The organism is Azonexus caeni (assembly GCF_048146105.1).
GTDB classification, from domain to species: Bacteria; Pseudomonadota; Gammaproteobacteria; order Burkholderiales; family Rhodocyclaceae; genus Azonexus; species Azonexus aromaticus_B.
On sequence record NZ_JBKJAD010000021.1, the window covers coordinates 1 to 25,739 of the forward strand.

The 25,739-nt window shown below is 66.9% G+C and carries 17 protein-coding genes; 11 read left to right on the forward strand and 6 right to left on the reverse strand.

Annotated elements, in window-relative coordinates; genetic code table 11:
• Positions 1–300 precede the first annotated feature (300 nt).
• The 8 genes from ACLIIZ_RS16760 (at position 301) to ACLIIZ_RS16795 (ending at position 11,377) form a co-directional block, all read left to right on the forward strand.
• On the forward strand, positions 301–1,068 hold the full coding sequence (locus ACLIIZ_RS16760) for an ABC transporter ATP-binding protein (RefSeq protein WP_416693919.1): 768 nt from the start codon (positions 301–303) through the stop codon (positions 1,066–1,068).
• A gap of 13 nt (positions 1,069–1,081) precedes the next feature.
• Entirely contained in the window at positions 1,082–1,804 is a 723-nt protein-coding gene (locus ACLIIZ_RS16765; protein WP_416693920.1) for an ABC transporter ATP-binding protein, read from the forward strand.
• 28 nt (positions 1,805–1,832) lie between these two features.
• Positions 1,833–3,047, forward strand: a complete 1,215-nt coding sequence (locus tag ACLIIZ_RS16770) for an ABC transporter substrate-binding protein (protein WP_416693921.1) — start codon at positions 1,833–1,835, stop codon at positions 3,045–3,047.
• 58 nt (positions 3,048–3,105) lie between these two features.
• Positions 3,106–3,987, forward strand: a complete 882-nt coding sequence (locus ACLIIZ_RS16775; protein ID WP_416693922.1) for a branched-chain amino acid ABC transporter permease — start codon at positions 3,106–3,108, stop codon at positions 3,985–3,987.
• 19 nt (positions 3,988–4,006) lie between these two features.
• Positions 4,007–4,960: a branched-chain amino acid ABC transporter permease gene (locus ACLIIZ_RS16780; protein ID WP_416693923.1), complete on the forward strand. Its 954-nt coding sequence runs from the start codon at positions 4,007–4,009 to the stop codon at positions 4,958–4,960.
• A 117-nt stretch (positions 4,961–5,077) separates the two neighbouring features.
• Positions 5,078–7,390 (forward strand): acetate/propionate family kinase, encoded by a 2,313-nt coding sequence (locus tag ACLIIZ_RS16785; RefSeq protein WP_416693924.1) that lies wholly within the window; start codon positions 5,078–5,080, stop codon positions 7,388–7,390.
• 70 nt (positions 7,391–7,460) lie between these two features.
• Positions 7,461–8,321 (forward strand): PhnD/SsuA/transferrin family substrate-binding protein, encoded by an 861-nt coding sequence (locus ACLIIZ_RS16790; protein ID WP_416693925.1) that lies wholly within the window; start codon positions 7,461–7,463, stop codon positions 8,319–8,321.
• Between the two features lie 2 nt (positions 8,322–8,323).
• On the forward strand, positions 8,324–11,377 hold the full coding sequence (locus ACLIIZ_RS16795; protein WP_416693926.1) for an ATP-binding protein: 3,054 nt from the start codon (positions 8,324–8,326) through the stop codon (positions 11,375–11,377).
• A 20-nt stretch (positions 11,378–11,397) separates the two neighbouring features.
• Here the strand turns inward: ACLIIZ_RS16795 and ACLIIZ_RS16800 are convergent, their stop codons facing one another.
• Together ACLIIZ_RS16800 and ACLIIZ_RS16805 are read right to left on the reverse strand one after the other, a co-directional pair.
• Positions 11,398–15,459 (reverse strand): CBS domain-containing protein, encoded by a 4,062-nt coding sequence (locus ACLIIZ_RS16800; RefSeq protein WP_416693927.1) that lies wholly within the window; start codon positions 15,457–15,459, stop codon positions 11,398–11,400.
• A gap of 140 nt (positions 15,460–15,599) precedes the next feature.
• Positions 15,600–16,781, reverse strand: a complete 1,182-nt coding sequence (locus ACLIIZ_RS16805; protein ID WP_416693928.1) for an MFS transporter — start codon at positions 16,779–16,781, stop codon at positions 15,600–15,602.
• Positions 16,782–16,916: 135 nt separating this feature from the next.
• On the opposite strand from ACLIIZ_RS16805, the gene trmA reads away from it, so the two are divergent.
• Positions 16,917–18,005, forward strand: coding sequence for a tRNA (uridine(54)-C5)-methyltransferase TrmA (gene trmA / locus ACLIIZ_RS16810; protein WP_416693929.1), 1,089 nt, complete (start codon positions 16,917–16,919; stop codon positions 18,003–18,005).
• Positions 18,006–18,015: 10 nt separating this feature from the next.
• On the opposite strand, the gene trkA is transcribed toward trmA, so the two are convergent.
• From trkA to ACLIIZ_RS16830, 4 genes are read right to left on the reverse strand one after another with little or no spacing between them, the layout of a single operon-like run.
• A complete protein-coding gene (gene trkA, locus ACLIIZ_RS16815; protein ID WP_416693930.1) occupies positions 18,016–19,404 on the reverse strand; it encodes a Trk system potassium transporter TrkA in 1,389 nt (462 codons plus the stop codon).
• A 16-nt stretch (positions 19,405–19,420) separates the two neighbouring features.
• Positions 19,421–20,875 (reverse strand): TrkH family potassium uptake protein, encoded by a 1,455-nt coding sequence (locus ACLIIZ_RS16820; RefSeq protein WP_416693931.1) that lies wholly within the window; start codon positions 20,873–20,875, stop codon positions 19,421–19,423.
• Entirely contained in the window at positions 20,872–21,567 is a 696-nt protein-coding gene (gene kdpE / locus ACLIIZ_RS16825; RefSeq protein ID WP_416693932.1) for a two-component system response regulator KdpE, read from the reverse strand. Before kdpE ends, ACLIIZ_RS16820 begins: the two co-directional genes overlap by 4 nt.
• Positions 21,564–23,042, reverse strand: a complete 1,479-nt coding sequence (locus ACLIIZ_RS16830; protein ID WP_416693933.1) for a DUF4118 domain-containing protein — start codon at positions 23,040–23,042, stop codon at positions 21,564–21,566. Before ACLIIZ_RS16830 ends, kdpE begins: the two co-directional genes overlap by 4 nt.
• 173 nt (positions 23,043–23,215) lie before the next feature.
• Between ACLIIZ_RS16830 and ACLIIZ_RS16835 the strand changes: the two genes are divergently transcribed.
• Both ACLIIZ_RS16835 and ACLIIZ_RS16840 read left to right on the forward strand, forming a co-directional pair.
• Positions 23,216–24,865, forward strand: coding sequence for a cation:proton antiporter (locus ACLIIZ_RS16835; protein ID WP_416693934.1), 1,650 nt, complete (start codon positions 23,216–23,218; stop codon positions 24,863–24,865).
• A complete protein-coding gene (locus ACLIIZ_RS16840) occupies positions 24,862–25,737 on the forward strand; it encodes a universal stress protein (RefSeq protein ID WP_416693935.1) in 876 nt (291 codons plus the stop codon). Before ACLIIZ_RS16835 ends, ACLIIZ_RS16840 begins: the two co-directional genes overlap by 4 nt.
• Positions 25,738–25,739: the final 2 nt, after the last annotated feature.

Here is a 25,739-nt window from a genome sequence, read left to right on the forward strand (position 1 = left end):
CGCATATTCCAGTTCAGAAAAGCTCGCTTGCTTTGTCATCTCGCCTACCCGCTGTCACGCTTTCAGCATTTTCTCATCCCAACGCTATCGTCGTTCCGAAAATCGGAATAAATCAGCGTCTCCTTAAGGGTAAACCCCAGCCAATTTCCCGCCCCCAGCCCATTCCGAGCATGCAATAATTCCTCATCGATAAAACAGTTGCGGTATCCATAATCACCAGGAGACAACGATGGTCGTCCTGCCCGACACCGATACACTGCACCTCCCCCCGCCAGATGGCGCCAGTCAGCGGGGTACACGATGAGCGACGTGATTCTTGAAACCCGTGGTCTGACCAAGGAATTCAAGGGCTTCACCGCCGTTGCCGACGTCAATCTGCAAGTCGAGCGCGGCAGCATCCACGCCCTGATCGGCCCCAATGGCGCCGGCAAGACGACCGTCTTCAACCTGGTCACCAAGTTCCTGCCGCCGACCGCCGGCAGCATCCACTTCAACGGCCAGGACATCACCCACGAGCCGCCGGCGCTCACCGCCCGCCGGGGCTTCGTCCGTTCCTTCCAGATTTCCGCCACCTTCCCGCACCTGACGGTGCTGGAAAACGTGCGCATCGGCCTGCAGCGCAAGCTGGGCACCGAGTTCCACTTCTGGAAGTCGGCCAAGACATTGAACCGTCTGAACGACGAGGCGATGGCGCTGCTCGAAGCGGTGGACCTGGGCAGCTTCGCCGCCACCATGACCTCAGAAATGCCCTACGGCCGCAAGCGGGCGCTGGAAATCGCCACGACCCTGGCGCTCGAGCCGGAGATGATGCTGCTCGACGAACCGACGCAGGGCATGGGGCACGAGGACATCGAGCGGGTGGTCGAACTGATCCGCAAGGTGTCGGCCAATCGGACCATCCTGATGGTCGAACACAACCTGTCGGTGGTCGCCCACCTCTGCCACCGCATCACCGTGCTCACCCGCGGCAGCGTGCTGGCCGAGGGCAGTTACGAGGAGGTTTCGAAGAACCCACAGGTACTGGAAGCCTATGTCGGCTCCGACAACATGAACGACGCGCACCATTGAGCGGACGACGACCATGACCAGCGCCTTCAAACCGCACCCCGAATACCTCCGCCTCAGCGACCTGCACGCCTTCTACGGCGAATCGCACATCCTGCACGGTCTCGATCTCAGCGTCGCCAAGGGCGAATGCGTGACCCTGCTCGGCCGCAACGGCTCGGGGCGGACCACCACCCTGAAGTCGATCATGGGCCTGGTCGGCCGGCGCACCGGCTCGATCATGATCAGCGGCAACGAGGTGATCCACGAACCCACCCACAAGATCGCCCACCACGGCGTCGGCTACTGCCCCGAGGAGCGCGCCATCTTCACCTCGCTCAGTACCGAGGAGAACCTGACCCTGGCGCCCATCATCTCGAGCGGCGGCATGTCGGTCGACGAGCTGTACCAGATGTTCCCCAATCTCGAGGAACGCCGCGCCAGCCCGGGCGGCAAGCTGTCCGGCGGCGAGCAGCAGATGCTGGCCATGGCCCGCATCCTGCGCACCGGCGCCAAGCTGCTGCTGCTCGACGAGATCACCGAAGGCCTCGCCCCGGTCATCGTCAAGAAGCTGGGCGAGGTGATCGTCGAACTGAAGCGACGCGGCTTCACCATCGTCCTTGTCGAACAGAACTTCCGTTTCGCGGCACCGCTGGCCGACCGCCATTACGTGCTCGAACACGGTGAAATCATCGCCACCATCAGCCACGAGGAACTGCCCGGGAAGATGGACTGGCTGCACCAGACACTCGGCGTCTAGCCGAGCCGCCCACCAGGAGGAGACACCCATGAGAACCCAGCAATTTGCGATTACCGCCTGCGCCGCCGCACTGGCCGCCTTGTCCACCGGGGCCTCGGCCCAGATTTCCGGCGGCTCGGTCAAGATCGGCGTACTCACCGACTTGTCCGGCACCTATTCCGACCTCGCCGGCTCCGGCGCCGTGCTGGCCACCCGCATGGCGATCGACGACTTCATCGCCAGGGAAAAGCCCGCTTTCAAGATCGAGATGGTCACCGCCGACCACCAGAACAAGGCCGACATCGCCTCCAACAAGGCGCGCGAGTGGATCGAACGCGAAAACGTCGACACCGTCACCGAGCTGGTCACCACCTCGACCGCGCTGGCGGTGATGAAAGTCGCCAAGGAGAAGGACCGCATTGCCATCATGAATGGCCCGGCCTCGACGCCGATCACCAACGAGCAGTGCAACGACGTCACCGTGCACTACACCTACGACACCTACGCGCTGGCCAACGGCACGGCCAAGGCGGTGACCCAGCAAGGCGGCAAGAACTGGTTCTTCCTGACCGCCGACTACGCCTTCGGTCATTCTCTGGAAAAGGATTCGTCGGCCGTGGTCACCGCTAATGGCGGCAAGGTGCTGGGCTCGGTGCGCCACCCCTTCCCCGGTTCCGATTTCTCGTCCTTCCTGCTCAAGGCGCAGGCCTCGGGCGCCCAGGTCATCGGCCTGGCCAACGCCGGCGCCGACACCACCAACGCGATCAAGCAAGCGGCCGAATTCGGCATCACGCCCACGCAGTCGCTGGCCGGCCTCCTGATGTTCATCACCGACGTCCATTCGCTCGGCCTCAAGCCGACCCAGGGCATGTTCCTGACCACCGGCTTCTACTGGGACCGCAATGACGAAACCCGCGCCTGGTCGAAGCGCTTCTTCGACAAGCAGAAGAAAATGCCGACCATGGTCCAGGCCGGCCAGTATTCGTCGATCTATCACTATCTGAAGGCGGTCAAGGCGGCGGGCAGCGACGACACCAGCAAGGTGATGGCGATGATGAAGAAGACGCCGATCAACGACTTCTTCGCCAAGAACGGGCAGATCCGCGACGACGGACGGATGGTGCACGACATGTACCTGGTGCAGGTCAAGAAACCGGCCGACTCCAAGTACCCGTGGGACTACTACACGATCAAGGCGACGATCCCGGCGGCCGAGGCCTTCCAGCCGCTGGCGCAGTCGCGTTGCCCGCTGATCAAGAAATAAGAGCAGCCATCGCAATGCCCGTTGCCGGCGCCGCTCGGCAACGGGCCTGGAGCGCCCCATGGAAATCTTCGGCATCCCCACCGCCCTGCTCGGCAGCCAGTTGCTGGTCGGGCTGATCAACGGCTCCTTCTACGCCATCCTCAGCCTCGGGCTGGCGATCATCTTCGGCCTGCTCAACATCATCAACTTCTGCCACGGCGCGCAGTACATGATGGGCGCCTTCGTCGCCTGGATCGCGCTGACCCGCTTCGGCATCAACTACTGGGTGGCGCTGATCGCCGCGCCGCTGATCGTCGGCGCCGTCGGCGTCGTCATCGAACGCCTGATGCTGCGCCGGTTGTACAAGCTCGACCACCTCTACGGCCTGCTCCTCACCTTCGGCCTGGCGCTCATCATCGAAGGCATCTTCCGCGACCAGTACGGCATCTCCGGCGAAAGCTACGAAGTTCCCGAACTGCTGTCCGGCGGCCTCAACCTCGGCTTCATGTTCCTCCCCATCTACCGCGCCTGGATCATCGTCGCCTCGCTCACCGTCTGCTTCGGCACCTGGTACATGATCGAGCGCACCAAGCTCGGCGCCTACCTGCGCGCCGGCACCGAGAACTCACAGATGGTGCAGGCCCTGGGCATCAACGTGCCGCTGCTCATCACCTTCACCTACGGCTACGGCGTGGCGCTCGCCGCCTTTGCCGGCGTGCTCGCCGCCCCGGTTTTCCAGGTCAATCCGCTGATGGGCTCCAACCTGATCATCGTCGTCTTCGCCGTCGTCGTCATCGGCGGCATGGGCTCGATCATGGGCTCGATTCTCACCGGCCTCGGCCTCGGCCTGATCGAGGGCCTGACCAAGGTGTTCTACCCGGAAGCGTCCAGCGTCATCGTCTTCGTCATCATGGTCATCGTCCTGCTGGTGCGCCCGGCCGGGCTGTTCGGCAAGACCTGAGCCGTCAAAGGAAAAGCACATGAATGCGCCCGCCGCCTTCCCCGAGTCGAAAATGCCGCTGCTCCTCGGCGTCCTCTTCGCCATCGGCCTGGTCGCCCCCTACGCGGTGTACCCGACCTTCCTGATGAAAATCCTCTGCTACGCGCTGTTCGCCTGCGCCTTCAACCTGCTGCTCGGCTTCGTCGGCCTGCTCTCCTTCGGTCATGCCGCCTTTCTCGGCACCGCCGGCTACGTCTGCGGCATGGTGGTGCGCGACGTCGGCCTGACGCCGGAGCTGGGCATCCTTGCCGGCACCGTCGCCGCCGGGCTGCTTGGCTGGCTGTTCGGCTGGCTGGCGATCAAGCGCACCGGCATCTACTTCGCGATGATCACCCTGGCCCTGGCCCAGATGGTTTTCTTCCTCTGCGTCCAGATCAAGGAAACCGGCGGCGAGGACGGCTTGCAGGGCGTGCCGCGCGGCCACTTGCTCGGCGTCGTCGATCTTTCCGACAACATCGCCATGTACTACTTGGTGTATGCCATCTTCTGCTTCAGCTTCTTCGTCATCTACCGCACCATCCATTCACCGTTCGGCCAGATCCTCAAGGCGATCCGCGAAAACGAACCGCGCGCCATCTCGCTCGGTTACGACGTCACGAAATTCAAGCTGATCGCCTTCACCATCTCGGCTGCGCTGGCCGGCACCGCCGGGGCGACCAAGACCCTGGTGTTCCAGCTCGCCTCGCTGACCGACGTGCATTGGCACGCTTCCGGCGAAGTGGTGCTGATGACCCTGCTCGGCGGCCTGGGCACCATCCTCGGGCCGATCGTCGGCGCCGCCACCATCGTCTCCCTGCAGACCCAGTTGGCCGATTCGGTCGGCTCCTGGGTGACGGTGATCATGGGCGTCATCTTCGTTCTCTGCGTGCTCGCCTTCCGGCGCGGCATGGTGGGCGAGCTGCAGGCGCTGATCAAGCGTTCCGGGGTGAATTGAAGCAGCCGGTAGCCGCGCACCGGCTGCCGGTAAAACCTGTGGAAACCCCTCTATGCTGCACCGCAACACAATGGTAGTCTTCGCCCACTATACTAGGCAAAAAATGGTGGGATCAGCATGAGCGAAATCGACCTGAAACGCTTCTTCCTCGAACAGGTACCCCTGTTCGCCAGCTTCCCGGCCGACAAGGTCGAGGAAATCGTCATCAAGTCCCGGCTTGCCACCTTCGAGGGCAACGAGGCGATGCTCGAGACCGGCGATGAAACCCGCCATTTCGGCATCATGATCAGTGGTCATGCCGAGATTTCGAATGCCGACAACACCGGCACCCGCACGGTCATCGCCCAGCTCGGCCCGGGCGACGTCTTCGGCGTGCTCTCCCTGCTCACCGGCGACCGCATTGCCGCCGACGTGATCGCCGGCAACCGCTGCTTCGTTCTGATGGTGCCGCAGGAAGTCTTCGCCTCGCATATCCTGGTCAATCCCAAGGCGGTCGCCTACCTGTCGCGGCTGCTCGCCGAACGGACGCGGGCGATCAGCGTTGGCGAACTCGCCGCCGACGGTCAGGCCAAGGCCGGCGCCGGCGACCTGTTGTCGCTGACCACCCGCCAGCCGGGCAAGGTCGTCGCCCTCAACGTCGGCATCAGCCAGATCCACTTCGGCATCTACGACACCGAGGAAAGCGGCGCCGACATCCACGGCATCATCGACAACGCCGACCAGCAGCACGCGCAGATCACGGTCATGGTCGGGCCGCAGCGGCAGACCCTCGAACACGAGCCGTTCAAGCTGTCCGACCTGTTCAAGGTGATGAGCGAAGCCACCGCCCGCCTCGGCAAGGCCTTCACCTTCCACCCGGAGGACGTCGTCGCCATCGGCCACCGCGTCGTCCATGGCGGCAACCGCTTCTCCAGCTCGGCGGTGATCACCCCGGCGGTGATCGCCGACATCGAGGAACTCGCCGTCTTCGCGCCGCTGCACAACCCGGTCAACGTCGCCGGCATCCGCGTCGCACTGAAGCAGTTCCCGAACGTGCCGCAGGTTGCCGTCTTCGACACCGCCTTCCACCAGACGCTGGCCCCCTACGCCTACCTCTACGGCCTGCCCTACGACCTCTACAAGCAGCACGGCATCCGCCGCTACGGCTTCCACGGCACCTCGCACCGCTACGTCTCGCTGAAGGCGGCGGAAGTCCTGCAGCGGCCGCTCGGCGAGCTGGAAATCGTCTCCTGCCACCTCGGCATCGGCGCCTCGCTGTGCGCCATCGACCACGGCCGCTCGGTCGACACGACGATGGGCATGACGCCGACCGACGGCCTGATCATGCCCAGCCGCTCGGGCAGCATCGACCCGGCGGTGATGATCCACCTGATGGAACAACACCAGATGTCGCCGGCCCAGTTGTCCACGCTGATCAACTGCGACAGCGGCCTGAAGGGCATCTCCGGCATTTCCAACGACATTCACGAGATCGAGGCCGCCGCCGCCGACGGCCACCACCGCGCGCTGCTCGCGCACAAGGCCTTCTGCTACCAGGTGCGCAAGAACATCGGCGCCTATGCGGCGGCGATGGGCGGCATCGACGTCCTCGCCTTCACCGGCGACATCGGCGAAACCAGCGCCACGGTGCGCAGCCTGGCCTGCCAGGGCCTCGGCTACATGGGCATCAAGCTCGACGAGGAGAAGAACCGCCATCTCGGCAAGTTCGATTCCTACGCGGTCATTTCCGCCGACGATTCGCCGGTGCAGATCCTCGTCGTCGCCAACGACGACGAACGCCTGGTCGCCTGGGAAACCCTGCGCGCCATCGAACGCAACGAACTGCTGCTGGAAGCGCAGGCCGAAGAGGCGCCGATCCCGGTCGAAATCTCGGCCCACCACGTGCACCTGGCGCAAGCCGACGTCGAGGCGCTGTTCGGCCCCGGCCACCAGCTGACACCGATGCACGAACTGTCGCAGCCCGGCCAGTACGCCTGCGAGGAAAAGGTGCATCTGGTCGGACCCAAGGGGCGCATCGCCAACGTCCGCGTGCTCGGCCCGACGCGCAAGGAAACCCAGGTCGAGATCGCGATGACCGAGCAGTTCAAGCTCGGCGTCCAGCCGCCGATCCGCCAGTCGGGCGACCTCGCCGGCACCCCCGGGCTGACGCTCGAAGGCCCCTACGGCAGCAGCCAGATCGAACGCGGCGTGATCTGCGCGCAACGCCACATCCACATGTCGCCGGATGACGCGATCCGCTTCCGGGTGCGCGACAACACCGTCGTCCGCGTCCGCGTCGAAGGCGAGCGCCAGTTGATCTTCGGCGACGTCGTGGTGCGCGTTAACCCGGCTTTCCGGCTGGCCATGCACATCGACACCGACGAAGGCAACGCCGGCAACATCCAGACCGGCATGCTCGGCTACATCGAGGAAATCCAGAGCCGGGCGTAAGCCCCGGCCGCCCAGCGGATTGCCGGGCGATCGGCGTAGAATGAGGCTTTGTCCCGATTCGACGCCGATCATGCGCTTCCCCGCGTCCCGCCGCTGCGCCTTCCTGTTCGTCTTTTTCCTGGCCCTGCTCGGCTACCGTCCGCTACTGGCGCAGACGCTGTACTTCGCGCCACTGCCGATGGAGCAGCCGGAAGAAGTGATCAAGCAGTTCAAGCCGCTGCTCGATTACCTGGAAAGACGTCTGGGCACCAAGGTCGAGATCCGCTATTCGACCTCCTACGGCGAAATCCTCGAACGCTTCCGCACCGGCCAGATCGACCTCGCCTACCTCGGCCCGCTGCCCTATGTCAGCCTGCGCGAAAACTATCCGCAGGCCGAGCCGCTGGTGCATTTCCTGGAGAAGAACGGCCAGGCGACCTATTCCTGCGCCCTGATCGGCGCCGGCGCCAAACTGACCAAACCGCTGAGCGGCAAGACCTTCGCCCTGACCCAACCCCTATCGACCTGCGGCTTTCTGGCCGTCGACGGGATGCTGCGCGAACGCGGCGAAAAGCTCGAGAACCAGCGCTTCCGCTACCTCGACAAGCATGACGAGGTCGCCCTCGCCGTCGCCAGCGGCGATTTCGATTTCGGTGGCATGAAGACAGCGATCGCCCAGCGCTACGCCCATCTGGGCGTCAGCGTGCTGGCCGAGACCGCGCCGCTGCCCGCCTTCGCGCTGATCGCCAACAGCCGCCGCCTGTCCGCGCAGCGCATCGAGGAACTGCGCCAGGCGCTGACCAGCCTCGACGCCAAGGGCCGCGACCAGGCCCTGCTCGCCACCTGGGGAGCACAGTTGCGCCATGGCGCGATTGTGGCAAGCGATGCCGACTACGATGTCGTCCGGCGCCTGCGGCGGCAAGCCAGCATCCCGGAAAAAGGCAACTTCTGAGCATGTCCGACGCATTGGTCAAGGCAGGCAAGCGCTTCGGCCACCGCTGGGCGCTGCTCGCCTTCCTGGCGCTGCCGCTGATCGGCACCTGGCTGCTGCACAACAGTCAGCTCGAAAAGCAACGCCTGCACGAAGAACAACACATCCAGGCGCTGAGCACGATCTACGAAGCCAGCCTGCAGACCTACGCCAAGGCGACGAGCATCCTGTTCTTTGAGCGGATCAAGCAGGAAGAAGTGCTGCGTCTGATGGATGCCGCCTCGCACACCCGGGGCGAGGCGCAGATTCCCTACCGCGCCCGGCTCTACCGCCTGCTCGCGCCAAGCTACCGCAACCTGCGCCAGCTCGGCATCCGCCAGCTCCATTTCCAGACCGCCGATGGCAACAGTTTCCTGCGCTTCCACGAACCGCAGAAATACGGCGACAATCTGCTCGCCATCCGCCCCTCGATCCGCAAGGCCCTGCAAACCCGGCAAGCCGTCCAGGGCTTCGAGGCCGGCCGCGTCAAGTCCGGCTTCCGCTTCGTACACCCGCTGCTCGACGGCGAGCGCCTGCTCGGCAGCGTTGAAACCAGCATCGGCTTCCGCGTCATCAGCGATGCCATGCATCAGCTACAGCCATCGCGCGAGTTTCATTTCGTGCTGGCCAAGGCGACGACGCTGCCCGTGCTGTTCGAGTCCGAGCGCTGGCTGTACGGCGAATCCGACATCCATCCCGACTTCCTCGTCGAGGACCCGCAGGTCGTCCTGCCGGACAGCCCGCCAGCACCTTCGCCCGTACTCAAGGCGATCAACCGCAAGCTGTACAGGATGCCCGAAGTGCGCAAGGGCATGGACGACTTCCGTGCCTTCTCGATCAGCCTCAGCATCGACGAGCAACCCTGGGTGGTCAGCTTCCTGCCGATCAAGGATGTCTCCGGCCTGTCCAGCGCCTACATCCTGTCCTACACACCGGCCCCCTACATCGACGTCCTGCGCCGCGAATTCCTGACCCAGCTCGCCCTCATGCTGGTCACCCTGGGCATCCTCCTCTTCCTGCTGCTGCGCCTGATCAAGTCGCGCGAGCGGGTCGTGCGCGAGCAGCGCAACCTGGTCGCCGTCACCGAAACCATGGGCGACGGTCTCTACGTCCTCGACGAATACGGCAGGGTCATGCTGATCAACGCCGCCGCCTTGCAGTTGCTCGGTTTCGCGCGCCAGGATCTGGTCGGCCAGGTCGGCCATTACCTGTTTCACCGCCATGGCGACCAGGGTTGCGGCCCGCTCGACGAATGCCCGATCTACCGCAACGTCAAACAGGGCAAGCACTTCTTCGGCGAGGAACAGTTCTCGCGTGCCGACGGCAGCCCGTTGCCGGTCGAAGTCAGCAGCACACCGCTCTACGACGGCCGGCGCATCGCCGGCTCGGTCACCGCTTTCCGCGACATCACCCGGCGCAAGGCGGACGAACTGCAGTTGCGCCAGGCGATGGCCGACGCCGAAGCCGCCAACCAGGCGAAGAGCGCCTTCCTCGCCAACATGAGCCACGAGATCCGGACGCCGATGAACGGCATCCTCGGCCTCACCGCGCTGACCCTGGACAGCGAGCTCGACGCCACGCAGCGCCAGTACCTCGAACTGGTCCGCCAGTCGGCTGAATCGCTGATGTTGATCCTCAACGACATCCTCGACTTCTCGAAGATGGAAGCCGGCCGCATGGTCCTCGAAGTGACACCCTTCCGCCTGCGCGAGCTGGCGCTCGGCACTGCCCGCGTACTCGCCGCGCGGGCTGCCGAAAAAGGCCTGGAAGTACTGGTCGACATCGCCCCCGAAGTTCCCGACGCGCTGCTCGGCGACCCTGGCCGCTTGCGCCAGGTGCTGCTCAACCTGATCGGCAATGCGATCAAGTTCACCGAGCACGGCGAAGTGACGCTGCGCATCGCCCTTGCCACCACCGGCAAGAACCCGTGCCGCCTGCGCCTGGCGGTGATCGACACCGGCATCGGCATCGACCACGCCAAACAGGCGACCATCTTCGAAGCTTTTGGCCAGGCCGACGCCAGCGTCACCCGGCGCTTCGGCGGTACTGGACTGGGCCTCACCATCAGCCGTGAAATCGTCCGCCTGATGGGCGGTGAGCTGGCCGTCGACAGCACCCCGGGCGCCGGCAGCAACTTCCACTTCGAACTGGAATTTCCCCTCGCCGAAGATGGCGACGCCGGGCCGCCGCCCGCGCCCGAAGCCGGCATCGACAGCCTGTGGCTGCTCGCCGTGCGCAACGAGCGCCTGCGCAAGCTGCTCGCCGCCGGCCTGCGCAAGCAGCGCCGCCAGGTGCAGCTATGCGCCAGCAGCGAATCGTTGCGCGAGCAGATGCGGCAAAGCGCCAGACTGGGCGAGACGGCACGCTACGACGTGCTGGTCGCCGAACAGGACTGGCTGCCGGCCAATTTCGCCGAGATGCCGCTCTACCGCAGCGGCCTGCACGTCGGCGCGGTGGTCCTGGCGCTGGTGCCGATGAACGCCGCGGCGCCGTCCGCGTCGCGCAGCTTCGCTTCGCGCGAGTTGCCCAAGCCACTGCTGCCGGAAGAACTGATCGCCGCCGAACGCGAAGTCCGCGAGCAGGCCAGGCGGCCGGACAAACGCCGCGCCGGTGACGAGGAAGCGGCCAATCCGGCCGGCAACACCGGGGAACTGCACATCCTGCTGGTCGAGGACAACCCGATCAATCAGCGACTGGCCAGGGCGCTGCTGGAAAAACAGGGACACCGGATCAGCCTTGCCGGCCATGGCCAGGAAGCCCTCGACCTGCTGGAAGCCCTGCCCGACATCGACCTGATCCTGATGGACCTGCAGATGCCGGTGATGGACGGCTTCGAAGCCACCCGCCAGTGGCGCCAGCGGGAAAGCGCCAGCGGCCGCCGGCCGCTGCCGATCATCGCGATGACCGCCAACACCATGGCCGGCGACCGCGAAGCCTGCCTCGCCGCCGGCATGGACGGCTACGTGGCGAAGCCGGTCAACGCGGCGATGCTGAAAAGCGAGATCGAACGCCTGCAGCCGCGGGCGGGCCAGGCCTGAGCGGCGCCAGCGCCGCCGCTTCAGCCTTCCGGCAGCTCGGCGATGCCAGCGCAGACGCCGGCCAGCGCGGCGGCCAGCGCGTCTATCGTCACCGCTTCGTCGCGCCGCAGGCCATCGCTGATCTCGCCGGCCAGGCGATGGACAAGCTGCAGCGACAAACTGCCGGCGGCGCCCTTCAGGGCATGCGCCAGTTGCTGTGCGGCCTGTGTCTCCCCGGCGGCGAGCAAGGAGCGCAGGCGCGCCGCGTCGTCATGGTGGCCATCGGCGAACATGCGCAGCAGCTTCACCGCGCGCCCGCTCTGACCGCGCACGATGCGCAGCAGCGCCGCGGCGTCGAAGCCCGGCAGGCTGGCCAGCGCCACCTCGGGATCGGACGGCGGCGCCGGACGCGGCGGACGGCGCGGCAGCCAGCGCAGCAGCGCGGCATAGAGCGCGTCGGGATCGACCGGCTTGGCGACGAAATCGTTCATGCCGCAAGCCAGGCAGGTCTTGCGATCCTCGGCGAAGGCGTTGGCGGTCATCGCCAGAATCGGCAGTTCCCGCCCCTGCGGCAGCGCGCGGATGCGGCGCGTCGCTTCGAGACCATCCATCACCGGCATCTGCACGTCCATCAGCACCAGGTCGAAGGATTCTCGCGTCACCAGCGCCAGGCCGGCCTCGCCGTTGGCCGCGGTGTCCACGGAAAGGCCGATATCGCAGAGCAGCGTGCGCGCCACCTCCTGATTGACCGGGTTGTCCTCGCAGACGAGGATGCGGGCGCCCTGGCAATCGCGGACCAGGCTCGCTTCCGCCGATTCCCCGGCGAGTTGCGGGCGTGACGCCGGCGTGCCGCTGGCCACGCCCAGGCTGGCCGAGAACCAGAAACGGCTGCCCGCCCCCGGCTCGCTGTCGCAACCGGCGGTACCGCCCATCAGTTCGGCCAGTTCGCGGGTGATCACCAAGCCGAGGCCGCTGCCGCCGTGCAGGCGGGTGGTCGAGCTATCGGCCTGCTCGAAGGGATTGAACAAGCGAGCCTGGGTTTCCCGGTCGATGCCGATGCCGGTATCGCAGACTTCGAACAGCAGGTAGAGGCGCTCGCCGTCGCGCGACTGCAGACGGACGCGCAGCAGCACCGAACCGTGCTCGGTGAACTTGATGGCGTTACTCAGGTAGTTGAGCAAGGCCTGCGACAACCGGGTCGGATCGCCATGCACCAGCAGCGGCAGGCCCGGTGCGTCGAGGTGCAACGCCAGCCCCTTGCTCTGCGCCCGCTCGTGCACCAGGGCCAGGGTCCGCTCGAGCAGTTCCGGCAGGTTGAAATCGGTCTGCGCCAGCGCCAGCTTGCCGGCTTCGATGCGCGACAGGTCGAGGATGTCGTTGATCACCGAAAGCAGGTGGTCGGCCGAGGCCTTGATCATGCCGAGGTGCGATTTCTCGACCTCGCCCTGCGCCTGCCGCAGCAGGCGGTGGGCAAGCCCGACGATGGCGTTCATCGGCGTCCGGATCTCGTGGCTCATGTTGGCGAGGAAGGCCGACTTCGCCCGGCTGGCGACTTCCGCGCTGGCCTTCGCCGCCTCCAGTTCGGCGGTACGCTGGCGCACCAGATCTTCGAGGTGGTGGCGATGACGGTCGAGTTCCTCGCCGATCCGCTTGCGTTCGGTGATGTCCTGCTTCACCGCCAGGTAATGGGTGATCCGGCCGTCGGGTTCGCGGATCGGCGAAATCACCGCGTATTCGTAGTAGATCTCGCCCTGCCGGTTGCGGTTGGTCAGTTGTCCTTCCCAGATCTCGCCGCGCAGCAGGGTTTCCCACATCGTCTCGTACTGGCTGCGCGGTGTCAGGCCGCTCTGCAGCAGGCGGGGATTGCGCCCCAGCAATTCCTCGGCCGAATAACCACTGACCCTGACGAAAGCCTGGTTGACGTACTCGATGCGCGCTTCCAGATCGGTGATGACGACCGCCACCGGACTCTGCTCGATTGCCTGCGACAGGCGTCGCACCAGTGCGCCGGCCTGGCGCCGTTCTTCGAGCATGGACAGCATCGCCGCCTCGCGCCGGGTACTTTCGATGGCGATTGCCGCCAGCGTCGTCGCCGCCTCGACATGACGGCGCACGGTGTGGCTGATCGTCGGCGCCGGCCTTGGCCAGTAGATGGCGAAAGTGCCGAGCACACTCCCGTCGGTGGCGAGGATGGGCGACGACCAGCAGGCCGCCATGCCGAATTTTTCGGCCAGGGTGCGGTAATTCGACCACAGTGGGTCGCCGACGATGTCGGCGACGAAGACGTCCTTGCGCAGGAAGGCGGCAGTGCCGCAGGAACCGGCGGCAGGGCCGATTTCCATGCCGTCGATCGTCTCTCCATAGGCGGCCGGCAGGCTGGGCGCCGCCCCCGGTCGAAGATGGACGCCATCCTCGTCGAGCAGCATCACGGCGCAATGCAGACTGCTGCCGGCGGCCTCGATGTGCCGGCAGATGTTGGCCAGGACGTCGGGCAGCGGCGCAGCGATCGAGATCAGGTGCAGGATGACGTTGCCGAATTCGAGCAGGCGTTGCTGGAAACGCTGTTCGGTGAAGTCGATGAACGAGGCCAGGCAATCGTCGCCGAGCATCGCCGCCGAGATGCCGACGCTGCGCACCTGGCCGTCGCGGCAGGTGACGTCGCATTCGAGCTGGCGCAGTTCGCCGCCACTTTTCACGGCACGCAGCGTGGCCTGCCATTGCCGGTCGATCGCCGCCCGGTAGGCCGGGTCCGGGAAGGCGCGCTGTGCCCAGGCCAGGAGATCGGGAATTTCCGCCGCGGCGTAGCCGAACAACTGGTGGAAACGGCGATTGGTGAACACGATGCGCTGCCCGGCGTCGATGTAGAACATCGGCAGCGGCGCGTTCTCGAGCAGGCTGCGAAAGCGCGCCTCGCTGCGCTGCAGTTCGCTTTCGTGGCGTTTCTGGGCGTCGATGTCGATCGACACGCCGGCCGAAAACAGCGGCCGGCCCTCACTGTCGCGCTCGATCACCTTGCCCCGGGAGCTGAACCAGCGCACGCCACCGGCGATGTCGCGGGCCCGGAAATCGACGGCGAACTGCCCGTCCGGCCCCAGCAGCCCGCCGCGAAAAGCGGCGCTGACCCGCTCGCGGTCGGCCGGTTCGATCCGCTCCAGGGCCTCGTCGAAGGCCTCGAAAACGTTGTCGCGAGCGATCTGCAAGACGCTGTTTAGCGCGACGCTACGCGTCAGCAGGTCACGCCGATGGTCGTATTCCCAGGTGCCGACGCCGGTCGCCTCGAGCACCATGTCAAGCTGGCCGGCCAGACGGCTGCGCCCCTTCTCGGCAAGCACCGAACCCAGGCGTTCGAGCAGGCGGTGCTGGCTGACGACGCCGATCAGGCGGCCGTCGCGCGCCCGCACCGCGAGGTGGCGCAACTGCTCGACGTCCATGCGGCGCGCCGCCTCGGCCACCGAAACGTCCTCATCGACGGCGTGCAGCGGCGACGACATGACGTCGCCGGCGGTCAGCCGGTCGAGATCGCCCCAGACGGCGATCAGCCGCGGCAGGTCGCGCTCGGTGATGATCCCCTCGGCGTCGCCGTCGCGGCCGACCAGCACGTGATCGAGGCGGCGTTCAGCCATCAGTTCGAGGACCGCCTGCATCGGGCACGCCGGCTCGACCATCGGTTCGGCCCGTTCGGTGATCGCCTTCAGGTCACGGATCAGCTCGAACAGGTCCTGATTAAGCTGGCGCCGGAAATCGCTTTCGCTGACGATACCGAACAGGCGACCGTCGCCGTCAACGACGACGAGATGGCGGATGCCGCGGCTGTTCATCAGCAACTGGGCGGCGGCGAAATCCATTTCCGGGCGCACGGTGATCAGCGGCGCGCTCATCACCTCGGCCACCGTTGCCTCGCCGGACGCCCCCTGGCGTAGCAGGCGCAGCAAATCCCATTCGGTGAGGATGCCGAGCGGCCGGCCGTCCTCGACGACGATCAGCGACGAAACGTGTTGTCCGGAGAAGCGCCCGACCGCCGCCGACAGCGGCAGATCAGGCGGAACGGTCAGCACCGCGGTGCTGGCGATATCGCTCAGGCGTAGCGCGGAAACAGAAGTCATGGCGGCAGGAACCCCGGCAAATCCTGATCGCACTTCCGCGACGGATACGGCCACCGGGCCGGGTGCGAAGTGCAAAGCGGCATTCTAGCCCCAAGCCGGCGCCAATGCCGCCTTTCGTCATAGCTACCGGACAGCCGCCCTCACCCCCGCCGCCACAACGGCGCCAGACCGACCAGGCCGAGCAGGGGACCGGGCAGCAACAGCCAGGCGACGCCGACACCCAGCGTATCGACCAGCGCGCTACCGAGATGGATGGCCGGCAGCGTCACCGCGAAGCCGATCGCCGTCTGGAAGGCGAGCGCGCTGCCGACCATGGCCGGCGGGCAGGCGCGCGCCGAGAGCGCCGAAAAATGCGGCGAATCGGCCACCACGCAGAAGCCCCAGGCGAGCAGCAGCAACAGCGGCAGCCAGGACGGCCCACCGGCCAGCAGCGGAAACAGCGCGCAGCAGCAGGCCGAGCCGGCCAGCGCCCAGGCCGCGACGCGGGCGCTGCCGATGCGCCGGCTCCAGTAGCCACCCAGCACGCAGGCCAGCCCGCCGACCGCGACGACGGCGAAAGCCAGCCCGGACAAGGCGGCGCTGCCGGCCGGCACGACGCCGCTGCCGACCAGCAGCATCGGCACCAGCGTCCAGAACGCGTAAAGCTCCCACTGGTGGCCGAAATAGCCGAAGGCGGAAGCGCGGAACTCGGGGATGGCGAAGGCCTCGACGACCCGCCCCCAGTGCAGCCGCGCACCGCGCCGGGCAGCCGGCAAGTGCGGCCCGTCGCCGAGGCGCAGGATCAGCCCGGCGGCGAGCAAGGCCAGCAGCGACGAGGCGGCGACCGGCCACGGCCAGGCGAGTTCGCTGCCGAGGAAGCGGATGCCGTGCGGCAGCGCACTGCCCAGGGTCAGCATGCCGACCAGCCAGGCCAGCGCGCTGCCTGCCCGCTCGGGAACCCAGCTCACTACCAGCTTCATCCCCAGCGGATAGATGCCGGCCAGGCAGACGCCGACCAGGAAGCGCAGCGGCAGGCCGCTGCCGAGCCCGCTGGCGCCGGCCGCGAACAGCGCGTTGCCGACGGCACCCAGAACGGCGCTGACGGCGAAGATGCGGCTGGCGGAAAAACGGTCGGCCAGTCCGCTGAGGGCGAAGACCAGCGTGCCGGTAATGAAGCCGAGCTGGACTGCGGCGGTCAGGGCGCCAATGCCGCCGGCGCCGATGCCCCAGTCGCGCGCCAGATCGTCGGCCGCGCTGTTGGCGGAAAACCATAGCGAGGTGCCGAATAGCTGGGCCAGCGCGATGACCGCCACCGGTCGGCGATGAAGCATAGAGGAAAGCATGGTACGAATCATAATCCGGATTGCCTGACGGGCCGCTTACCGGTAACGCCCGTCCCGGCACACCGGCTTTGCCGGACGGGGGCCGGGCGCGGTATAGTCCGCCGTTTTCCGTCACGCCGTCCCGAGCGCCGCCCGATGCCCCTGCCCGACCTCGACCCTGCCCGCTACGACCAGCAACTGGCCGCCAAGCTCGCCGCCTTTGCCGCCGATTTCGCCGCCTGCGAGCTGCCGCCGCCGACCGCCCACGCCTCGCAGCCGCTGCACTACCGGCTGCGCGCCGAGTTCCGCGCCTGGCACCATGACGGGGTCTGGGACTACGCCATGTTCGACCCGGAAAACCCGCGCCAGCCGGTACTGATGCGCGACTTTCCCGCCGCCGATGCGGCGATCTGCGCGCTGATGCCGCGCCTGCGCGACGCCACCCTGGCCAGCGAGACCTTGCAGCGCCGGCTCTACGCCGTCGAATTTCTCGCCACGCTGAGCGGCGACCTGCTGCTCACCCTGATCTACCACCGCCGCCTCGACGCCGATTGGGAAGCCGCCGCGCGCGCGCTCGCCGGCACCCTGGGCATCGCCATCATCGGCCGCAGCAAGGGGCAGAAGCTGGTGCTCGAACGCGACTGGGTCGACGAAAGTTTCGAACTCGACGGCCGCCAGTTGCACTACCGGCAATACGAAGGCAGCTTCAGCCAGCCGAACGGCGGCGTGAACCGCCAGATGCTGTCCTGGGCGCGGACCCAGGCCGCCGGTCTGGGTGGCGACCTGCTCGAACTGTACTGCGGCAACGGCAACTTCACGGTCGCCCTGGCGCCGCTGTTCCGCCGCGTGCTCGCCACCGAAGTGAGCAAGACCTCGGTCAAGGCCGCGCTGCACAACCTGGAGCGCAACGCCATCGCCAACACGGCGGTCGTCCGCATGGCGAGCGAGGAACTGAGCGCCGCGCTGGCCGGCCGCGAAAGCTTCCAGCGCCTGCGCGAGATCGACCTCGCCAGCCACGACTTCAGCACCCTGTTCGTCGATCCGCCGCGCAGCGGCCTCGACCCGGCGACCCTGGAAATCGCCGCCGGCTTCGCCAACATCCTCTACATCTCGTGCAATCCGCAGACCCTGCGCGACAACGTCGCCGCCCTGCAGGCCACGCACCGCATCGCCGCGGCGGCGGTCTTCGACCAGTTCCCCTACACCCACCACCTGGAGTGCGGGGTGCTGCTGCAGCGCCGCTGAGCGGCCGCCTTCAGCGGAACCAGCCGGGCAGCAGCGAGGCCGTCGGCAGAAACAGCTTCTCGACGGCGGCGATGTAGCGCTTGCGGGTGCAGAAGACGACGACGTGGTCGCCGGCTTCGATCAGTGTGTCGTGGTGCGGGATGATCACCCGCCCGCCGCGCACGACGGCGGCGATGCTGGCGCCGTGGATTTCCGGCAGTTCCTCGATCCGGCGGCCGACCACACGCGAACTGCCGCGCTCGCCGCGCACCACCAGCTCGAGCGCTTCGGCAGCGCCGCGGCGCAGGCTGTGCACGCGCGCCACGTCGGCCTGGCGGACGTGCGTCAGGAGGCCGCCGATCGACACCTGGGCCGGCGACAGGCCGATGTCGATCGGTCCGCCCTGGACCATGTCGGCGTAGGCCTCGCGGTTGATCAGGGCGAGCACGCGACGACAGCCCAGGCGCTTGGCCAGCGAGGCGGCCATGATGTTGTTTTCGTCGTCGTTGGTCAGCGCCAGGAACATGTCCATGCTGCCGATCTCCTCGCGCGCCAGCAGCGTCTCGTCGGTGGCCTCGCCGGTCAGCACCAGGGTCCGGTTGAGCCAGCCGGCGACCAGCGCGGCGCGCGCCGGCCGGCTTTCGACCAGCTTGACCTCGCAGCTTCCTTCCAGGCGGCCGGCGACGCGCGCGCCGACGTTGCCGGCACCGGCGATCATCACCTTGCGCACCGGCTTCTGCATGCGCCGCAGTTCCTTGAGCACGGTCCGGATATGCTCGGTGGCGGCAAGCAGGAAGACCTCGTCGCCAGCGTGGACGACGGTGTCGCCGTCGATGTTGATCGCCCGCGTGTCGCGGAAGATCGCCGCGATCCGCGCATCGACGCCGGACGGCAGGTGGCCGCGCATGGCGCGGATCGGCTTGCCGACCAGCAGGCCGCCCTCGTAGGCGCGCAGGCCGACCATGGTCAGCCGCCCTTCGGCGAACTCGACCACCTGCAGGGCTTCCGGGTATTCAACCAGCTTGCCGATGTAGTCGCTGATTTCCTGCTCCGGACAGAGCGCGAAATCGACCGCGAAGTTGTCGGTCGACAACAGCGTCGGGTCGAGGAAATCGGGCGAACGCAGGCGGGCGATCCGGGTCGGCACGGCAAAGCGGCTGTGCGCCAGCTTGCAGGCGACCAAGTTGGACTGGTCGGACTGGGTGACGGCGACGATCAGGTCGGCGGTTTCGACGCCGGCTTCGGCGAGCACCGACGGGAAGGCGGCGTTGCCGGTCACCGTGCGCACGTCGAGACGGTCGGCCAGTTGCGCCAACGCCCCGGCATCGAGATCGACCAAGGTGATGTCGTTGGCTTCCGAAACCAGCGCTTCGGCGAGACTGGCGCCGACCTGGCCGGCACCGAGGATGAGAATGTTCATGCGGTATTGTCTTCGTTCAACGTCGCCAGAAAGCCGGCGTCAGGACCACGAGCAGGGTGAAGATTTCCAGCCGACCGAGCAGCATCGCAAAAATGCAGACCCAGGTCTGGAAATCCTCGAGCACGGCGAAAGTCGTCGCTGGACCGACCTCGCCAAGCCCCGGCCCGGTATTGTTGACCGAAGCGACCACCGCCGTGAAGGCGGTGATCACGTCGAGCCCGGTGAATACCATGACCAGGGTCAGCGAGACGATGCTGACCATGTACATGAAACCGAAAGCGAGCACCGCGAACAGGATGCTCGACGGCGCCACCTGGCCGCCGATGCGCACGCTGTAGACGGCGTTCGGGTGCAGGGCACGGACGATCTCGCGGTAGACCTGCTTGTAGAGCAGCAGGGCGCGCGCCATCTTGATGCCGCCGCCGGTGGACCCGGCGCTGGTCGCAAAGCTGCACAGGAACAGCATCCACAACGGCGCGAACAACGGCCACTGGGCGAAGTCGACGCTGGCGTAACCGGTGGTCGTGGCGATCGAGATGACGTTGAACGCCGAATGCCGCAGCGCTTCTGCAAAATCCGGGTAGACCTCGTTGGCACGCAGGAAGAGCGCAATGCCGAGTACCGAGACCAGACACACGCCGAGGAACCAGCCGGCTTCCGGATCGCTCAGGTAGGGCTTGAGCGAGCCGCGGCTGACGGCGACGAACAGGGTGCCGAAATTCATGCCGGCGATCAGCATGAAGACGATCGCCACCGCCTCGATCGCCGGCGAGTTGAAATAGCCGTAACTCGCATCGTGCGTCGAGAAACCGCCCAGCCCCATGGTCGAGAAGGCGTGGCAGACGGCGTCGAACCAGTCCATGCCGGCCAGCTTGTAGCCGAGCACGCAGAGGATGGTGACGCCGACATAGACGACCCACAGCCCCTTGGCCGTGCTGGCGATGCGCGGCGTCATCTTGGCGTCCTTCATCGGCCCCGGCGTCTCGGCCTTGAACATCTGGCGGCCGCCGATACCGAGCAGCGGCAGGATGGCGATGGCGAGAACGATCAGGCCCATGCCACCGACCCAGACCAGTTCGTGGCGCCACAGGTTGATCGACAACGGTAGCTGGTCGAGGCCGGAAAGCACGGTGGCACCGGTCGTCGTCAGGCCGGACATCGCCTCGAAATAGGCGTCGGTATGGCTGATGCCCAGTTGCAGCATGAGAGGCAGCGCGGCAAACGCGGGCAACACGGTCCATACCAGGACGACCATCAGGAAGCCGTCGCGCACATTCATTTCCCGCTTGACGTTGCGGTAGCGGTACCAGAGATAGAGACCGCAGAGCAGGGTCAGCGCGAAAACCTCGTCGTAGACGTTCTGTGCGCCGTCGTCCGCGGCCCAGGAGAGGAACAGCGGCGGCAACAGGGTCAACGCGAAGAGCATGATGACCATGCCCAGGGCGCGCAGGACGGGAGCGTAACGGTTCATGCGTCGGGCTGGAAGCGGTAGCCGACGCCGGTTTCGGTCAGGAAATGACGCGGCTGGGTTGGGTCGTCCTCGAGTTTCTGGCGCAGATGACCAACATAGACGCGCAGGTAGTGACTGCTCTCGACGTAGGAGGCGCCCCAGATTTCGGCCAGCAACTTGCGCTGCGTCAGCACCTGGCCGGGGTGGGCGAGCAGCATGGCGAGCAGGCGGTACTCGATCGGCGTCAGGTGGACGGCCTCGCCGTCGCGCGTCACCTGGCGGCGGGCGAAATCGACCCGCACATTGCCGAATTCGAGCCAGGGCGAAACGCCGCCCTGGCGCTGGCGGCGCCGCATCAGGGCGCGGACGCGGGCACGCAGTTCGCCGACGCCGAAAGGCTTGGTCAGGTAATCGTCGGCACCGGCGTCGAGGGCATCGATCTTGTGGCTTTCCTCGGTACGCGCCGACAGGATCAGTACCGGTCGTTCCGACCAGGCGCGGAAGGAACGGATGAAATCGACACCGTCACCGTCGGGCAACCCCAGATCCAGGACGACCAAGGCAGGATCGTCGGCGCCGGCGCGCGCCAGCCCGTCGGCCACGCCCGCCGCCTCGCTCACCGCGCAGCCTTCCGCTTCCAGCGCCAACCGGACGAAATGACGAATCTGCGCCTCGTCCTCGACGAGCAGCACGCGCGGCGCCTGCTCGCTCATGCTTCCTCCTCGACCGCTGGCGGTTCGCCGCGCGGCAGGGCGACGACGACGCGACCGCCCCGCCCCGCCAGGTTCTCGATCCGGATGCGACCGCCGTGGGCATCGACGATCGCCCGGCAGATCGCCAGGCCAAGCCCGGTGCCGGGCATCGCCGACTCGCCGCTGCCGCGCACGAACATGCCGAACAACTGCTCGGCGATGAGGTCGGGGAAGCCAGGCCCTTCGTCGCTGACCGAAATCTCGACCCAGTCGCCGGCCAGTTCGGCGGCCAGCCGGATCTCGCCGGCGGCCGGCGAATACTTGGCGGCATTCTCGAGCAGGTTGCACAGCACCCGCTCGATCAACACGGCGTCGAAACGCAGCAGGGGAAGATCCGGCGCCAGGTCGATGCGCAAGCGGTGACGACCGAGCGCGGCGCCGAGCAGTTTCAGGCTGCTGCCGACCACCTCCTCGAGCGGCTGCCACTCCTGGCGCAGGGTCACCGATCCGGCGTTGAGACGGGCCATTTCCAGCAGGTTGCCGACCAGACCGGCCAGACGGGCCGCCTGGTCGCGCAGCGCGGCGGCGTTTTCCAGTACCGGCGCCGACAGCGCCGGCGCCAGGGCGATCGAATCGGCGAGCCCGACCAGCACCGTCAACGGCGTCCGCAGATCGTGCGACAAGGCCGACAGGATCGAGCTGCGCAGTCGCTCGGTCACCATCTGCAACTCGCTCTGTTGCGCCACCTCGACGTAATGCAGGCGCTCGACAGCAATTGCCGTCAGCGAAGCAAGCGCATCGAGCAGCGCCAGTTCGTCCTCGACCGGCGGCTTGCTGGCGTCGACGACCAGCACGCCGCGCGCCCGCATCGGGGCCCGCAAGGGCAGATAGATCCGCTGGCCGGCTTCCTGATCGCTGCGGCGCAGACCGTCGCTCAGCACCGCTTCCGCCAGCGTCGCAGAAAACCCGCTGGCAGCGGTGCGGATCGCCGCCGGGCTGTCGCCGAGCAGCAAATGACAGCGTCCGCCCAGCTCGCCGGCGACAAAGCCATCGACGATCTCGCGCACCTGTCCCACATCGAGCGCCCCGGCCAGGCGGCTGGCCGCTTCGTAAAGCGCGCGCGTCCGCCGCTCGCGGCGTTTCGCCTCGGCCGCCTGCTCCTTCAAGGTCGCCGTCAGGTGGCCGGTGATCAGCGCCGTGGCCAGCATCACCGCAAAGGTGATCAGGTATTGCAGGTTGGCGACCGCCAGCGAGAAATGCGGCGGCACGAAGAAGATGTCGAACAACAGGACGCCGAACACCGAGGCCAGTACCGCCGGACCGCGCCCGAGACTGACGGCGACGAGAAGAACGACGAGCAGGAAGAGCATCGCCATGTTGGCCAGGTCGAGCACCTCGCGCAGCGGCGCGGCGACGATGGCGACCAGCACGCAGGCAAGGACGCTCAGTGCCAGTTTCTGACGCGGCGAGAGATGATCGGTGGCGAGGCGTGACATGTTCAGCGGCACTCTAAATGACGCACAACGAAGCGTGCGCGCATTCTGGCAACAGCCGCGTAAAAATGTCGTAAAAAATTCGCCGGCCGGCGATCTCTGCTAAGCTCGGCCTCACACCCTGCACGCTTCTTCCCCGAGCCAGCGCGGTCTCGGGGCGCCACCGGAAAAACGACATGAGTGCCTTCAGCGAGTTTTCCCTGCTGCTGATCATCTCCGCCATCGCCGGCGCCATTGCGGTACGCCTGCGGCAACCGGTGATCATCGCCTACATCGTCGTCGGCATCGTCGCCGGGCCGGCGGTGCTGGGCCTGGTTTCAGCCCACGACCAGATCGACCTGCTGGCCCAGGTCGGCATCGCCGTGCTGCTTTTCCTGGTCGGCCTCAAGCTCGACCTCCATCACGTCCGCCACATCGGACCGGTGGCACTGGCCACCGGCCTCGGCCAGCTCGCCTTCACCATCGCCGGCGGTTTCGCGCTCATCCTGCTGCTCGGCAAGGGCGTCATGGAAGCGCTCTACGTCGCCATCGCCCTGACCTTTTCCAGCACCATCATCATCGTCAAGCTGCTTTCCGACAAGCGCGAACTCGATGCCTTGCACGGCCGCATTGCCGTCGGCTTCCTGATCGTCCAGGATCTCGCCGTGGTGCTGGCGATGATGGCGATGAGCGCCCTGCGCGGCGGCGGCGCGGCGGCGCCCGGCGAAGTCGTCCTGTCGCTGGCCTGGCGCATCCTGGCCGCCGCCGCGCTGCTCTTCATCCTCATGCGCTGGCTGCTGCCCGGTCTGGTCAAGGCGATGGCGCACTCGCAGGAACTGCTGCTGATCTTCGCCATCGCCTGGGGCACCGGTCTCGCCGCGCTCGGCGAAGGGGCCGGTTTTTCCAAGGAGGCAGGCGCCTTCCTGGCCGGTTTCTCGCTCACCTCGACCGCCTACCGCGACGCGATCAACGCGCGCCTCTCCGGCATCCGCGATTTCCTGCTGCTTTTCTTCTTCATCGACCTCGGCGCCAAGCTCGATTTTTCGACGCTCGGCGGCGAAATCCTGCCCGCGGTCGTGCTCTCCCTTTTCGTGCTGATCGGCAATCCGCTGATCGTCATGGCGATCATGGGCTACATGGGTTACCGCAAGCGCACCGGCTTCCTCGCCGGCCTGACCGTCGCCCAGATCAGCGAATTCTCCATCGTCTTCGTCGCCATGGGCATCTCGCTCGGCCATGTCGGGGTAGATGCGCTCGGCCTGACGACGCTGGTCGGCCTGGTGACCATTGCCCTGTCGACCTACATGATCCTTTACTCGCACCACCTCTACCAGCGGCTGGCGCCCTTCCTCGGGCTCTTCGAACGGCGCAATCCCTTCCGCGAACAGACGGTGGAAGACGAGCGCGCCGACCGCAACGCGCCGGAAGTCGTGATCTTCGGCCTCGGCCGCTATGGCGGCCGCCTCGCCCAGCAGTTGCAGGAAGCCGGCATCCGCGTCCTCGGCATCGACTTCGACCCGGAATGTGTCAGCGCCATGCGCCAGGCGGGCATCCCGGTGCATTACGGTGACGCCCAGGAGTCCGGCTTTCTCGAGGAACTGCCGCTCAACGACGCGAAATGGGTGGTCAGCACCCTGCCCGACGTCGATTCCAACATCGCCTTCCTGCAGGCGCTGAAGGAACGCCGCTTCCGCGGCGAAGTCGCCTTCGTCGCCCGCGACGACCCCCACGGCCTGCGCCTGAAGCAGGCTGGCGCGCCGACCGTGCTCTACCCGATGCGCGATGCCGTCGATTACACGGTCGAACATTTCGTCTCCCTGATCCGCCCCGAGGAGGAACACCCATGACTCCCTGCATCCTGGCCGCCACCGACCTTTCGGCGCCCTCCCGCCATGCCGTGGACCGCGCCTACCGGCTGGCCGCCGAGCACGGCTGGCCGCTGCATCTGGTGCACGCCATTGCCCCCGGATTGTTCGATGGCCTGCAGGCCTTGCTCGGCAGCGCCGCGCCGCCGCTCGACGCGGCGCTGGCCGAGGCCGCCGCTGCCCAACTGGCGGCGCTCAACGCCGAACCGCGCCACGCCCGGGGCGTCACCGCCCAATGCGCCGTCGTCAGCGGCCGCCCGACCGACGCCCTGCCCGCCCACGCCGCCGCGATCGACGCCGGCCTGCTGGTGCTCGGCGCCCGCGGCGAGGGATTCCTGCGCCAGTTGACGCTGGGTTCGACCGCCTCGCGCCTCCTGCGCAAGAGCCGGCAGCCGGTGCTGGTGGTCAAGCAGGCACCGCACGAGCCCTACCGCCGGGTCCTGGTTGCCATCGACTTCTCGCCGGCCTCGCTCGCCGCGCTGGCCGAGGTCCGTCAGTTGGCGCCGGAAGCGACGCTGGTCCTGGTCCATGCCGTCGAGCTGCCGTTCGAGGGCAAAATGCAGTACGCCGGCGTCGATCCCGAGATCATCCAGCGCTACCGCATCCAGGCCCAGCTCGACGGCATGCAGCGCCTGCGCGACCTCGCCCGCCAGCAGGCACTGCCGGCCAGTTGCCAGCTATTCGCCCTGCACGGCAACGCGCCCAGCCTGCTGCTGGAACAGGAGCAGGAACAGGACTGCGACCTGATCGTCGTCGGCAAACGCGGCACGCACATGATCGAGGAACTGCTGCTCGGCAGCACGACCACGCACCTGTTGATGGAATCCCAGGGCGACGTCCTGATCGCTGTCTGACG